Source organism: Actinomadura syzygii (assembly GCF_008085905.1).
Taxonomy (GTDB): domain Bacteria; phylum Actinomycetota; class Actinomycetes; order Streptosporangiales; family Streptosporangiaceae; genus Spirillospora; species Spirillospora syzygii.
In genome coordinates this window covers 273,735-287,581 of the sequence record NZ_VSFF01000006.1, presented here as the reverse complement: position 1 = coordinate 287,581, position 13,847 = coordinate 273,735, and the positions used below count along the sequence as shown (strand labels likewise).

Genomic DNA, 13,847 nt, shown 5'->3' with positions numbered 1-13,847 from the left:
AGGTGACCATGAGACGACTGCACCGCTTCGTCGAGAAGCTGCTGAACGGCGGCCGGCCGCGCCCGTTCCCGGCGGACGACGCCGACGCGGACGCGCTGCGGGTGGCCATCGAGCTGCGCGCGGCCCGTCCCGGCTCCGGCGCGCCCCGCGAGGAGTTCATCGCCGGGCTGCACCGCCGCCTCGCCCGCGACCAGGCCGACGCCGCGCCCGTGCCGGTACGCCGCCGCATCCTCGTCGGCGGCGCGGTGGGCGCGGCCGGGGCCGCCGCCGGGGTCTTCGCCGACCGGATGATCGTCGGCCCGCCGGCCGCCGTGCCCGCCGCCGAGCGCCTGACCCCCGACATCGGCGCCTGGCATCCCGTCGTGAACGCCGCGGACGTGGCCGAGGGCGCCGTGCACGGGTTCTCCGCGGGCGGCGTCGACGGCTTCCTGACCCGCGACGGCGGACGGCTGCGCGCGGTGTCCGGCACCTGCACGCACCAGGGCTGCCGCCTCGGCGTCCATGAGCGGACCAAGCTGCGCTGCCCCTGCCACGGCGCCCTCTTCGCCCTCGACGGCGAAGTCCTGTACCACCGCCTCAAGGCCCCGATCCCGGCCCTGCCGCGCCTCGCGATCCGGCAGCGGAACGGGGTCGTGGAGGTCTTCGTCCCGCAGGGCCCCGCCTGACGGGCCAGGGGGACGACCAGGCCGGGGGCGCCGTTGACCGCGGCGGGGCGGACGTCCAGGGGGCCGGAGCCCTGCGCGCGGGCGAGCGGCATCGGCGCCACCCGCGCCGCCTCCCGCAACTCGTACGGCAGCGTGCCGCGGCCGGTGCTCCTCGAAGGACCTGGCGAGCGGGTCTTCGGCGTTCGATCCCGTCCGTCCCATGTCCCGGTGACGGCTCGGCCCGCCCGGATGTGACATCGCCGGTATCGGCGTCACAGCTCGGCGGGCCGCTTCGTCAAGTACCGAACGGGGTCCACCCGCGGACGACCCTTCGGGGGGAGAACATGACGCTGACCGAGACGAACCGAGAAGAGGGCACCCGGCCGCCCGAGCCGCGCGGGGTGTTCGTGCGCGTCGCGGGCTTCGCGCACCGCCGGAAATGGCTCGCCCTGATCCTGTGGGTCGGGGTGCTCGCCGGAACCTGGGCGGTCGCGTCCGTCGCGGGCGACGACTACCGCAACGACTTCTCGCTGCCCGGCACCGAGTCGCAGCAGGCCGCCGACGTGCTGGCCGGGCACGGCGCGGCGCGGGCGGGGGACACGGTGCAGATCGTCCTGCACGACGACGGCGGCCTCGGCGAGCCCGACGTGCGACGGCGCGTGACGGCCATGCTGGGCGACGTCGCCAAGCTGCCCGAGGTCGGCCAGGTCCGCGGCCCGTACCAGGACAAGGCCGCCGTCAGCGCGGACAGGAGGATCGGGTACGCCACCGTCATGCTCGACGTCCCGGCGCGGGAGATGCCGAAGGCCAACACGCAGCGGATCTTCGACACCGCGCGGAAGGCGGCGGGCGGCGGGCTCCAGGTCGAGCTGGGCGGCGACGCGGCCCGGCTGCTCGGCGCGGGCGGGACCGGCGCGGCGGAGGGCGCGGGCCTGCTCGCCGCGCTGGTCGTCCTGGTGCTGATGTTCGGCACGGTCATCGCGGCCGGGCTGCCGATCGTCATCGCGCTGTTCGCCGTCGGGTCCACGGTCGCCGTCATCGTCGCGGCGTCGCACGTCTTCACGATCGCCGACTGGACGCCGCCGGTGATGATCCTCGTCGGCCTCGGCGTCGGCATCGACTACGCGCTGCTGATCTTCGCCCGCTACCGGGCCGAACTGGTGCGCGGCGCGGATCCGGAACGCGCCACCGTGAACGCGCTCGACGCCGCCGGGCGCTCGGTGTTCTTCGCCGCCTGCACCGTCATCCTCGCGCTGCTCGGCCTCGTCGCGTTCGGGCTCGGCTCGCTGCAGGGCATGGCGCTGTCGGTCGCGCTGACCGTGCTGGTCACGATGGTCGCCGCGCTGACGCTGCTGCCCGCGCTGCTCGGCGTCTTCGGCCGCCGCTTCGCCCGCCGGTTCACCCGCCGCGCCGAGCGCCGCGAGGCCAAGGGCAAGGCCGCGCCGGGCACCGCTTGGCGGCGGCTCGCGGGCGTGGTGCAGCGGCGTCCGCTGGCCGCGCTGCTCGCGGCGGGCGTGCTGCTCGGCGCGCTCGCCGTCCCGGCGCTCGGGATGCGGCTCGGCTTCTCGGACGCGGGCAGCGACCCGTCCGGCACCACCAGCCGGAAGGCGTACGACCTGCTGTCCACGGGCTTCGGTCCCGGGTTCAACGGCCCGCTGCTGGTCGTGACCGACGGCGGCCGGGAGGGCGCTCAGAAGGCCGCCGCGGCGGCGGTCCTCGCGCTGTACGACACGCCCGGTGTGAAGGCCGCCGCCGACCCGGTGCCCACCCCGGACGGACGGGCCGCGACCGTCCTCGCGTTCCCGTCCTCCGCGCCGCAGGACGAGGCGACCACCGACCTCGTCGGCACGCTGCGCGACGACGTCCTGCCGGGACTGTCCGCGAAGAACGGCGCGCGGTACCTGGTCGGCGGGGCGACGGCCGCGTCCGAGGACTACTCGGACAAGGTCGCCGAACGGCTGCCGCTGTTCATGGCGATCGTCGTCGGGCTGTCGGTGCTGCTGCTGATGGCGGTGTTCCGGTCGGTGCTCGTCCCGCTGAAGGCCGCGCTGCTGAACCTGCTCAGCATCGGCGCGGCGCTCGGCGCGATGACGCTCGTCTTCCAGCACGGACTGTTCGGCGTGGAGCCGGGACCGATCGAGGCGTACCTGCCAGTGATGGTGTTCGCCATCGTCTTCGGGCTGTCCATGGACTACGAGATCTTCCTGATCTCCCGCATCCACGAGGAGTGGACGCGGTCGGACGACCCGTCGCACGCCGTCCGGGAGGGCCTCGCGCACACCGGCTCGGTGATCACGGCGGCGGGCGCGATCATGGTGGTGATCTTCGGCGCGTTCATGCTCAGCCCGGACCGGCTGCTCCAGCAGACCGGGTTCGGCATGGCCGTGGCGATCTTCACGGACGCGGTGGTCATCCGCTGCCTGATCGTCCCGGCGGCGATGGAGCTGATGGGCCGCCGCGCCTGGTGGCTCCCCGCGCCGCTGGCCCGGCTCCTCCCGAGGGTCGAGCTGGAACGCCATTAGGGAAGGGCCGTTAAAGGGGCGAGCGGCGGTTTCGGGATTCTCGGGCAATTCCCAGGGTCCTCCCCGTTGATCTTCCGGGGGCGCCGGAAGTGTCATGGGGTCCCCGCCCCGGGACGCGGCAGGCGTCCCCGCACCCGGTGCGGCGGGCGCTCCCCGCTCCCTGCCCTCCGAGGTCTCCATGACGCCCGCTCCCAGCGAGCTGGGCCCGGCCGCGCACAGCGCGACCGGGCCCTACCAGCCCCCCGCCGTCCCGGACGTGTCCGTGCCGGGGACATCGACCGTCGAGATCGTCCTGCCCGTCCACAACGAGGAGCGGGCACTGCCCGGCTGCGTGCGCACGCTGCACGTCTACCTGCTCGAACGGCTGCCGTTCCCGTGGCGCATCACCGTCGTCGACAACGCCAGCACCGACCGCACCCTCCGGGTCGCGCAGTGGCTGGCGTCCGACCTGCCCGGGGTCGACGTGGTGCACCTGCACCGCAAGGGACGCGGCCTGGCCCTCCGCACCGCCTGGGCGACCAGCGACGCCGACATCGTCGCCTACATGGACGTCGACCTTTCCACCGGCCTGGACGGCCTGCTGCCGCTCATCGCCCCGCTCGCCAGCGGGCATTCCGACATCGCGATCGGCAGCCGCCTCGCGCCCGGCGCCCGCACCGTCCGCGGCCCGCGCCGCGAGCTGATCTCGCGCTGCTACAACGCGCTGCTCCGCTACGGGCTCGGCGCCCGGTTCAGCGACGCCCAGTGCGGCTTCAAGGCCGCGCGGACGCGGGTCGTCCGGCCGCTGCTCGCGGCGACCGAGGACGACGCGTGGTTCTTCGACACCGAACTGCTCGTCTTAGCGGAGCACAACGGGCTGCGCATCCACGAGGTGCCGGTCGACTGGGTGGAGGACGTCGACACCCGCGTCAACGTCGTCCGGACCGCGCTCGACGACCTCAAGGGGATGTGGCGGATGGCGAGGCGGAAGGCGTCCGGGGCCGCGGACGTGGCGGTGCCGCGCCGGGCCGATCCGTGCGCGGAGCACCCGGACGCGGTGCTCGCGCCCGCGCGGAGGCGGGCGGCGCTCACCTGGGAGCTGGTCTGCTTCGTCGCGATCGGCGTCGTCTCGACGGCCGGGCAGGCGCTGCTCTACTGGCTGCTGCGCTCGTGGTGGCCCGCGGCGCTGGCCAACCTGGTCTCCCTGGTGGTGCTGACGGTGCTCAACACCGAGGCCAACCGGCGGCTGACGTTCCGCGGGTCGGCGGTCGGCGCGAGGCGCGCGCATCTGGGCGCCGGAGCCCTGTTCGCCCTCGGGTACACGGTGACGTCCGCGGCGGTGCTGCTGTTCCAGCGGGCCGATCCCGGCGCTTCGCACGGCGCCGAGACGCTCGTTCTGGCGATCACGTCGGTGCTGGTCACCGCGATCCGTTTCGTCGTGTTGCGCACGGCGGTGTTCCGCCGCCGTCCGGCCTCCGCTCCCGCCTCCGATGAAAGCGACCCCTCATGAGCTCCTCCTCCGACGTCGTCGCCTCGGAAGGGTCCCGGACGGGGCCGTCCGAAGCCCGCCCGCGCGTCCTGCCGGGCTGGGCGCCGACCGCCGCGCTCGGCGCGATCCTCGTCCTGGCCGGCGTCCTGTACGGGTGGGCGCTGGGATCGCTCGGGTGGAGCAACACCTACTACTCCGCCGCCGTGAAGTCGATGGGCGAGGGCTTCACCAACTTCATGTTCGGCTCCTACGACCCGGCGGGCGTCGTCACCGTGGACAAGCCGCCCGCCGGACTGTGGCCGCAGGTGCTCAGCGCGAAAGTCTTCGGGCCGCACGGGTGGGCGCTGGTCCTGCCGCAGGTGGTCGAGGGCGTCCTCGCCGTGCTGGTCCTGCACCGGACGGTGCGCCGCTGGGCGGGCGAGGGCGCCGGGCTCGCCGCCGCGCTCGTCCTGACGCTGACGCCGATCACCGTCGCGATCACCCGCAGCAACAACCTCGACACCCCGCTGCTCCTGCTGCTGGTGTGCGCGGCCTACGCGCTGACGAGGGCCCTCGAAGCGCGGGCGGGACGGGCCGCGACGTGGTGGCTGTGCGGGGCCGCGTTCCTCGTCGGCTGCGGGTTCGTCACCAAGATGCTGGCGGCGTGGATGGTCCTGCCCGCCTTCACGGCCGCGTGGCTCGTCGGCGCGGGCGGCCCGTGGCTCGGCAGGCTGGGGCGGCTCGCGGCGTCCGGTGTGGTCCTCGCGGTCTCGTCGCTGTGGTGGGTCGCGATGGTGGCGCTGTGGCCGGGCGACCGGCCGTACATCGGCGGCAGCGAGGACGGTTCAGCCTGGGACCTGGTCGTCGGATACAACGGCCTCGGCCGTGTCTTCGGCCAGGGACCCGGCCCCGGCGGCGGTCCCGGCCCTGGGGGGCCGCCGCCGTGGGGCGGGCCCGGAGGCGGGTCGGGGGCGCCGCGCGGACCGGGCGCGATGTTCGGCGGCGGCACCGGCCCGCTGCGGATGTTCGGGGACGCGGTCGGCGGCCAGATCAGCTGGCTGCTGCCGGTGTGCGCGGCGGCGATCGCGACCGCGCTGGCGGTGGCCGTGCTGCGCCGCCGCGGACGGCTGGCCGACGTGGTTCTGCCCCCCGCTTCGGGATGGGTCCTGTGGAGCCTCTGGCTGCTGGTGTGCGCCGGCGTGTTCTCCATGCAGGAAGGGATCTTCCACCCGTACTACACGACGCAGCTCGCCCCGGCGGTCGGCGCTCTGTGCGGAGGGCTGGTAACCGTGCTGGTCCGCGCGCATCGGGCGGGCGCCCGGTGGCCCGCCCCGGTCGCGGCGGTCATCGTCGCGGTCACGGTGGCGTGGGCCGTCGTCGTCATCCGCCGGACGCCGGAGTGGCACGGCTGGCTGGTGTGGCCGGTGGCCGCGACCGGCGCGGTCGGCGTGGTCCTGCTGTGCGCGGCGGCGTGGCGTCCAGCGCGGTTGCTGCCCGTCGCGCTCGCGGTCGGTGCGGCGGCGGTTCTCGTCGCGCCGGGCGCGTGGGCGGTGGCCGTCCCGGCGGACGGGTCCGGGTCGATGGGCGGCGTCATCCCGGCGGCGGGCCCGATGATGACGCCCTTCGGCGGGAGCGGACGAAGCAGGCCGCGCGGCTTCCCGCCCGGCCCGCCGATGCCCGGAGGCATGCCCGGAGCCGTGCCGCGCGGCGGGGCCCTTCCGCCGGGGCCGTTCCCACCCGGGCCGGGGCCGCGGGACGGGGCCGGGCTCAGCGGCGACCAGCGGAAGATCCTCGACTACGCGCGCCGCGAGTCGGGCCGCGCGCGGATCACCCTCGCCGTCGAGGGCGGGGCGATGGCGGCGTCGCCGTACATCCTGCACAGCGACTCGCGCGTCATCGGCATGGGCGGCTTCATGTCGGCGGACGACGCCCCGTCCGTCCGGCAGTTGGAGCGCTGGACGCGGCGCGGTGAGCTCCGCTTCGTCCTCGGCTCCGCGATGCCCGGCGGCGGCCCCTTCCCCGGACGCGGCGGCGCGCCCGCACGGCGGACGGCGTGGGTGTCCGGGCACTGCCGGGCCGTCCCGCCGTCCGCCTACGGCGGCGCGGCCGCGCCGACCAGCGGCGGCCCGATGGGCTTCGGGCGCGGCGCTACCCTCTACGACTGCGCGGCTCGCTGACCCCGTGGGCGAGGTGATCGATCGTGGCTGCGACGGACGCCGAGCACACCCCCCGGCGCGTGCTGGTCGTGGAGGACGACGACGGCATCCGCGTCCTGCTGGAGTCGACGCTGCGGCTGTCCGGGTACGAGGTGGACAGCCGCGGCACCGGCCAGGGCGCGCTGCTCGCCGTCGAGCGGTTCCACCCGGACCTGATCCTCCTCGACGTGATGCTCCCGGACGTCGACGGCCTGACCGTCACCGCGAGCCTGCGGGCCGTGGGCGTCGACACCCCGATCCTGTTCCTGACCGCCCTCGGCGACGTCCAGGACCGCGTCGCCGGGCTGGCCGCGGGGGCGGACGACTACGTCACGAAGCCGTTCAGCCTGGAGGAGGTGCTGCTGCGCGTCCAGGCGATCCTGCGGCGGTCCGGCGCGACCGGCAACGGGGCGGCGGCGCGCGACGACGTCCTGCGCTACGCCGACCTCGTCCTGGACGAGTCGGCCCACGAGGTGCACCGGGCGGGCGAGTACATCCGGCTGTCGCCCACCGAGTTCAGCCTGCTCGCGTACCTGATGGCGAACCCGCGCCGGGTGCTGAGCAAGGCGCAGATCCTCGACCACGTCTGGCGGTACGACTTCAACGGGGACGGCCGCATCGTCGAGACCTACGTGAAGTACCTGCGCCGCAAGATCGACCGCTTCGACCCGCCGCTCATCCACACCGTCCGCGGGGTGGGCTACTGCCTGCGCCTGCCCCGCGAGGGCGCCGAGACGGCGGGGCGCGCGGAGACGGCGGAGCCGTGATCCGCGCGCTGCCCGGCGGGCCGGGGTCGCTGCGCCGCCGCCTGGTGCTCGGCGCGACGGCGCTCGCGGCGGCGGCGGTGCTGGCCTCGCAGGCGATCGGGTACGTCGTCATGCGGTCCTGGCTGCTCGGCCAGGTCGACGAGCAGCTCCGCGGCTTCCCTCCGGCGCCGCGCCATCTCGACGCGTCGTCCGGACGGCGGGAGCCGCCGCACCCGCCGCCCGACGGCGCGGAGCTGCCGTCCGAGTTCCGCCTCTACTTCTACGACGCCTCCGGACGCCTCTCCCCGCACACCCTCGGCCGCGGCCCGAAGTCGGCGCCCCGCCTTCCGCGCACCCTGGCGGAGCTGGACGTCCGTCCGGGCGGGCTGGGGACGCTGCCCGCGTCCGCCGGCGACGGCCGCTGGCGGGTGCGGCGCGGGACGGGGCCCGACGGCCACGCCTTCATCGTCGCCCTCCCCATGGACACCGTCGACGGCGCGCTGTCCAGGCTGCTGTGGCTGAACGCGGTCGTCCTGGCGCTGACGCTCGCCGCCCTCGTCGTCGCCGGACGCTGGGTGGTGCGCCTCGGCCTGCTCCCGCTGACCCGGATGGAGCGGACCGCCGAGGAGATCACCGCCGGACGGCTGGACGAGCGCGTCGCCGACGCCGACCCCCGCACCGAGATCGGACGCCTCGGCGGCGTCCTGAACGCCATGCTCGAACAGCTCCAGGGCGCGCTGCGCGAGCACGAGTCGTCGGAGGCGCGGCTCCGCCGCTTCGTCGCCGACGCCGGGCACGAGCTGCGCACCCCGCTGACGTCGATCCAGGGCTTCGCCGAGCTGTCGCTGCGGCACGCCGAGCTCCCGGAGCGGCAGCGGCGCGCCGCCGACCGGCTGATCCGGCAGAACGCCGAGCGGATGAGCGTCCTGGTCGACGACCTCCTGCTGCTGGCCAAGCTGGACCAGGAGCCGATCTACCGCAGCGAGACGGTCGACCTGCTCGCCATCGCGGCGGACGCGATCGGCACCGCCGCCGTCCGGCACCCCGGCCGCCCGATCGGCCTGAAACCGCTGTACGACGACACGGGTGAACTGGAGCTGGTCGAGACGACCGGGGACCCGCACCGGCTCCGGCAGGTGCTGACGAACCTGGTGTCCAACGCGCTGGCGCACACGCCGTCCGGCACGCCGATCCACGTCCGCGTCGGCACCGCGTACGCGGGCCCGGCCTGCGGCGCCGACCGCGACGGGCGGGTCAGCCCGTCCCCGCCGATCGAGGACGGGACGCGCGTCCGCGTCATCGAGGTCGCCGACGAGGGCCCCGGACTCGCCCCGGACAAGGCCGCCCACCTCTTCGAGCGCTTCTACCGCGTCGACCCGTCCCGGTCCCGCGACCACGGCGGCAGCGGACTCGGCCTGGCCATCGCCGCCGCCATCGCCGAGAACCACGGCGGCCGCCTCGAACTCGACACCGCCCCCGGCCAGGGCTGCACGTTCCGCTTGGTTCTCCCGCCCACCACGACCTGAGTCGCCGCTGCTCGCGGTTATCGCAGGAGCACCGTCACGCCGCTTTCCGTGAGGATTTCGTTGACCTTTTGGAAATGGTCGATCCCGCTGGGGAGCCTGCCCATTCCGGCCCGCGCGACGTCGGCGTCCGGCCATTCCAGGGTGAATGGCGTCTCGGCGCCGAAATCCCCGGCGAGGCAGTCGTTGAGCCCGTCGGCCCCGGCGCCGAAATACCCGCCGGGCCCGTTGATCGCCTCGCCGATCGCGAGGTAGAACGATGTGCCGTCCGTGATGTTTCGCCCGTTGAGGGTGTAGGTCTCATTCGGGGGCTTGTCGCGGTACCGGCCGTAGAAGCGGGAGTGATGCAGCCGGACTGCTTCCAGCCAAGCCTCCCGGCGCGACCGCGAAAGCGGAACCCACTGACCCCTCTCATTCGGCTGCCGCTGTTGCCAGAGTTTCCAGACCTCGCCCGCCTCCGGGTGCGGTGGATTCATCGGCGCGGCGACGAGCCTCAACTCCCCGGCGTCCAGAAGCGCCGCGTCCGCTTCGACGACCGCGGACGCGAGCGCGTACTCGCCGATGACGTCGCCTTCGCCGTTCAGGACGTAGATGTCGAGGGTGCCCGCATCGACCCGGCGCTTCTCCCGATCGAGGATCTCCTCGCGCAGCCACCCACGCAGCGAAACGCCGCGCAACGTCATATGCCTGGCCTCGTCGTCGGCGTCGGGAACGAAGAACCCTTCGAGTTCGGTGAACACGCAGAACAGCTCGTCGTCCTCGACACCGCCGATGAGTGCGAACCGGGCCTCGCCCGCGTCCTCCAAAGAGACCTTGTCTATGCGCATCCGTCCCGCCGCATCTCCTAGTGCCTGCCCCTCTCCGAGAACTTCGGAGTCTGCCCGATTCCGCGGACATCAGGCCCGCCCAGGCGGAAAGTCCGGGCGGGCGGTGGGATCAGCCGGAGATGTCGACGGGCTTGGGGCCGGGGGTCGAGGCGCGGCGCGAGCGGAGCCACGCGCCCAGGGTCACGAGACCGAGCCCGGCGGCGTAGATGGCGACGTTGACGGCGGCGTAGCTCCACGGGACGGAGTCCGGGTCCTTCGCGAAGGCGCGGGTCTCGCCGCCGACCCACGCCCTGGTCAGCGTCATCGTCTGGAAGGTGAAGGCGAACGAGTGGACGCCGACGTACGTCAGGTAGGCGGCCGTCCGGTTGCGGACGAGGTAGCCCAGCGGGAGGGGCAGCAGCACCATGAGGATGAGTTCCATGCCGCCAAGCGTCGTGAAACGGGGGTGAGCGGCACATCCGGGCCAGTGCCGGAGTGCGGGCACGTGCTGGCACGGATGTGCAGGTGACCTGCGAAGGCGCATGATGTCGGGATGGGCATCGGTCTCGCGTCGCGCCCGCGTGCGGCGGTTCCGGCGGGCGTGTTCGCGGTGGGGGCCGGGTTGCAGGTCGCGTTGACGGCGCGTCCGGGGCAGGGGGACCCGGCGCCGGTGCTGGCGGTCACGCTCGCGGTCCTCGCGATCCCCGTCGTGCTGGGCTGCCTGGTCGGCACGCGGGTACCCGACGGCCAGGTCGGCGCGGCGCTCGCCTGGGTCGGGGCGGCGCCCGCGGCCGTGTTCGCGGTCGAGATGTGGGGCGAGACCGACCTGACGTCCAGCCCGTGGCCGGGTGCGCACGCCGTCTACCTGGTGAAACTCGGCGCGTGGGTGTGGAACCTCGCCGGGTTCGCGGCGCTGTGCCTGGTGTTCCCGTCCGGGCTGCTGCCGGGGCCGCGGTGGCGGGCCGTCGCGTGGACGGTCGCGGCGGCGGGCGTCGCGGTCAACGCGACGGTGTCCTGGACGGCGGCGAACCTGCGGGACGGCCCCGCCGAGACCCCCGCCGTGCTGACCGCGTTCGGCGTGCTGCTCGCGGCGCTCGGCGCGTCCGTGCTGAGCCTCGTCGTCCGGTACCGGCGCGGGACGCGGACGACCCGGACGCAGCTCCGCTGGCTGATCCTCGGCGCGGGCTCGGTGCCGGTGCTGCTGGCCTGCGGATGGGCGGCGCAGACCTGGTGGGACGCCGGCGACACCGTCGCCTACACCGGTTTCCTGCTGGCGATGCTGGTCGCGGTGCCCGCCGCCGTCGTCGTGGCCGTCCTGCGCCACGACCTGTTCGACGTGGACCGGCTGCTGGGCTCGTCCCTGGCCTGGCTTCTCACCTCGCTCGCCTCCGCCGCCGTGTTCGCGTGCGTCGGATACGCGGCCGGGAGCCTGCTCGGCGCGGACGCCCGGCTCGGCGTGAGCGGCGCCGCGTTCGTCGCCGCGCTGGCGCTGCCCGTCCTGCACCGCCACGTCAACGACCGGGTCGGGCGGCTCGTGGACCGGGAGCGGTTCGTCCTGGACGCCCGCGTGCGCGACTTCGTCCGCGACGTCCGGGACGGCACGGCCCAGCCGGAGACGGTCGAAGCCGTGCTCCGCGACGTCCTCGGCGACCCGGAGCTGCGGCTCCTGGTGCGGCTGCCGGACGGGCCGCCCGGCGAGTACGTCGGCCTGTCCGGCGAGGCGGCCGTCCCGGCGGAGGGACGGACGCGCATCCCGCTCCGCACCGGCGAGATCGAGGTCGGCGTGGTCGTGCTCGGCGCGGCGTCCGCCCGGCGGCTGCGCCGCGCCCGGCACGCGGCGGTGCAGGCCCGCCTCCCGATCGAGGTGACCCGGCTGCGGCTGGAGCTGCGCGCCGCGCTGGACGAGGTCCGCACCAGCCGCGCCCGCCTGCTGTCGGCGTCCGCGCGGGAGCGCCGCCAGCTTGAACGGGACCTGCACGACGGCGCGCAGCAGCAGATCGTCGCGGCGGGCATGCGGCTGCGGTCCGTGCAGCGCGGGCTCCGTCCCGGCACGGCTGAGCACCGCGACCTCGACGCCGTGGTGGAGACGCTGGAGGCGACCGTCGTCGAGCTGCGGCGGCTCGCGCACGGCGTCCGCCCGGCCCGGCTGGACGACGGGCTCGCCGCCGCGCTCGGCGCGCTGGTCGCGGCGAGCCCGGTCGAGGTGCGGCTGTCGGTCCCCGGCGACGTCCGGGTGGACGAGGTCGCGGCGACGACCGCGTACTACGTCGTCGCGGAGGCGTACGCGAACGCGCTCAAGCACGCCGACGCCGCAACGGTCACCATCCGGGTGGACGACGACGGCGGCGTCCTGCGCATCATGGTCGCGGACGACGGGGTCGGCGGGGCGCGCGGCGCGCTCGGGTCCGTCCGGGACCGGGTCGCCTCCGCCGGGGGCGGCCTCGCGGTGTCCAGCCCGCCGGGCGGCGGCACGCTGGTGGAGGTGAGCATCCCGCATGCGGATCGTGGTGGCCGATGACTCGGTGCTGTTCCGGGAGGGGATCGTCCGGCTGCTGACCGAGGCGGGCCACGACGTGGTCGCCGCCGTCGGGGACGCGGACGCGCTGGAGGCGGCCGTCGCCGTCCACCGCCCCGACCTCGCCGTGATCGACGTGCGGATGCCCCCGGCGATGACCGACGACGGCGCCCGCGCCGCGCTGCGGCTCCGCGCGGCGACGCCCGGCCTGCCGATGGTCCTGCTGTCGCAGCACGTGGAGACGCGGCACTCGGTGTCGCTGGTGGCGTCCGGCGGCTTCGGCTACCTGCTGAAGGACCGGGTGCTCCGCGTCGACGACTTCCTGGACGCGCTGAACCGCGTCGCCTCCGGCGGCTCCGCGCTCGACCCGGAGGTGGTCGGCGCCCTCCTCGCCCCGGCCGGACGCCCGGACCCGCTGGCCGCGCTCACCGAGCGGGAGCACGACGTCCTCGCCCTGGTCGCCGAAGGCCACACCAACGCGGGCGTGGCCGCGCGGCTGTGCCTGGCCGAACGGACGGTCGAGACGCACATGCGCAGCATCTTCCAGAAACTGCGCATCACCGACGACGGGGACCGGCACCGCCGCGTCCTCGCCGTCCTCGCCTACGTGACCCGCTAGCGGATCCCGGTGAAAAGTCGGCTCGACGCCGATGAGTTCGGCGCGCGGCCCTGGTCGTACTTGGTGACACGAGGAACCGATCGGAAGGAACCGCACCATGCGGAAGATCTCGGCAGGGCTGTTCATCTCGCTCGACGGCGTCATCGACGACCCGCAGGACTGGCACTTCCCGTACTTCAACGAGGAGATGGGGCAGGCCGTCGACGGCCAGCTCGGCGCCGCCGACACCCTGCTGTTCGGGCGGAAGACCTACGACAGCTTCGCCGGCGCGTGGCCGGAGCGGGAGCAGGCCGGGGGCGAGGACGCGCCGTTCGCGAAGAAGCTCGGCGAGGCGCGCAAGATCGTGGCGTCCGGGCAGCGGCTCGACTTCACCTGGCGCAACTCCGAGCAGCTCCAGGGCGACCTCATCGAGACCGTGGCCGCGTTGAAGGAGGAGGGGCCGGCCACGTCGCAGATCGGGATCAGCGGGTCGGTCTCGATCGTCCGGCAACTGCTGGAGGCGGGGCTGCTCGACGAGCTGCACCTGCTCGTCCACCCGATCGTGGTAGGCAAGGGGACGCGGCTGTTCGAGGACCGCGACGCGCCGCTGCCGCTGGAGCTCGTGTCGTCCAAGACGTTCGAGACGGGCGTTCTCCACCTGGTCTACCGTCGCGACCAGAACGCGCCGACCGGCGACTACGGCACGGCCAAGACGAGCCTTCCGCAAGACGAGGAGTAACCGTTTCGCTTTCCCGACCGGCGGGGTCGGGCGGCGAAACACGAGAGGTGTGGCGGGGGCGCCGCTGAACTGCGGGATCGTTCGGCGGGTACAGCAGCCTGTACCGGCGATT

At 74.5% G+C, this 13,847-nt stretch carries 11 protein-coding genes; 9 read left to right on the top strand and 2 right to left on the bottom strand.

What is annotated here, in order from left to right:
- Positions 1–8 precede the first annotated feature (8 nt).
- The 6 genes from FXF65_RS16625 to FXF65_RS16600 all read left to right on the top strand — a co-directional run bounded on the left by FXF65_RS16625 (position 9) and on the right by FXF65_RS16600 (position 9,080).
- A complete protein-coding gene (locus FXF65_RS16625; protein ID WP_246198878.1) occupies positions 9–665 on the top strand; it encodes a Rieske (2Fe-2S) protein in 657 nt (218 codons plus the stop codon).
- A 323-nt stretch (positions 666–988) separates the two neighbouring features.
- Entirely contained in the window at positions 989–3,166 is a 2,178-nt protein-coding gene (locus FXF65_RS16620; RefSeq protein WP_187412339.1) for an MMPL family transporter, read from the top strand.
- Between the two features lie 178 nt (positions 3,167–3,344).
- Complete coding sequence (locus FXF65_RS16615) at positions 3,345–4,655, top strand: bifunctional glycosyltransferase family 2/GtrA family protein (protein ID WP_148350861.1); 1,311 nt, start codon at positions 3,345–3,347, stop codon at positions 4,653–4,655.
- A complete protein-coding gene (locus FXF65_RS45885) occupies positions 4,652–6,790 on the top strand; it encodes an ArnT family glycosyltransferase (protein WP_148350860.1) in 2,139 nt (712 codons plus the stop codon). The genes FXF65_RS16615 and FXF65_RS45885 overlap by 4 nt, the downstream gene beginning before the upstream one ends.
- A 23-nt stretch (positions 6,791–6,813) precedes the next feature.
- On the top strand, positions 6,814–7,575 hold the full coding sequence (locus FXF65_RS16605) for a response regulator transcription factor (protein WP_222868602.1): 762 nt from the start codon (positions 6,814–6,816) through the stop codon (positions 7,573–7,575).
- Positions 7,572–9,080, top strand: a complete 1,509-nt coding sequence (locus FXF65_RS16600) for a sensor histidine kinase (protein WP_222868601.1) — start codon at positions 7,572–7,574, stop codon at positions 9,078–9,080. Before FXF65_RS16605 ends, FXF65_RS16600 begins: the two co-directional genes overlap by 4 nt.
- 17 nt (positions 9,081–9,097) lie before the next feature.
- On the opposite strand, the gene FXF65_RS16595 is transcribed toward FXF65_RS16600, so the two are convergent.
- Both FXF65_RS16595 and FXF65_RS16590 read right to left on the bottom strand, forming a co-directional pair.
- Positions 9,098–9,817, bottom strand: a complete 720-nt coding sequence (locus tag FXF65_RS16595; protein WP_222868600.1) for a barstar family protein — start codon at positions 9,815–9,817, stop codon at positions 9,098–9,100.
- A 196-nt stretch (positions 9,818–10,013) separates the two neighbouring features.
- The gene (locus FXF65_RS16590; protein ID WP_148350858.1) at positions 10,014–10,325 is read right to left on the bottom strand and encodes a hypothetical protein; all 312 of its coding nucleotides are present in this window, start codon (positions 10,323–10,325) and stop codon (positions 10,014–10,016) included.
- A gap of 111 nt (positions 10,326–10,436) precedes the next feature.
- On the opposite strand from FXF65_RS16590, the gene FXF65_RS45880 reads away from it, so the two are divergent.
- From FXF65_RS45880 to FXF65_RS16575, 3 genes are all read left to right on the top strand, one after another.
- Positions 10,437–12,401 (top strand): sensor histidine kinase, encoded by a 1,965-nt coding sequence (locus tag FXF65_RS45880; RefSeq protein ID WP_148350857.1) that lies wholly within the window; start codon positions 10,437–10,439, stop codon positions 12,399–12,401.
- Positions 12,379–13,017 (top strand): response regulator transcription factor, encoded by a 639-nt coding sequence (locus tag FXF65_RS16580; protein ID WP_148350856.1) that lies wholly within the window; start codon positions 12,379–12,381, stop codon positions 13,015–13,017. The genes FXF65_RS45880 and FXF65_RS16580 overlap by 23 nt, the downstream gene beginning before the upstream one ends.
- A gap of 97 nt (positions 13,018–13,114) precedes the next feature.
- Positions 13,115–13,735, top strand: a complete 621-nt coding sequence (locus FXF65_RS16575) for a dihydrofolate reductase family protein (RefSeq protein ID WP_148350855.1) — start codon at positions 13,115–13,117, stop codon at positions 13,733–13,735.
- The last annotated feature ends 112 nt before the right edge of the window (positions 13,736–13,847 follow it).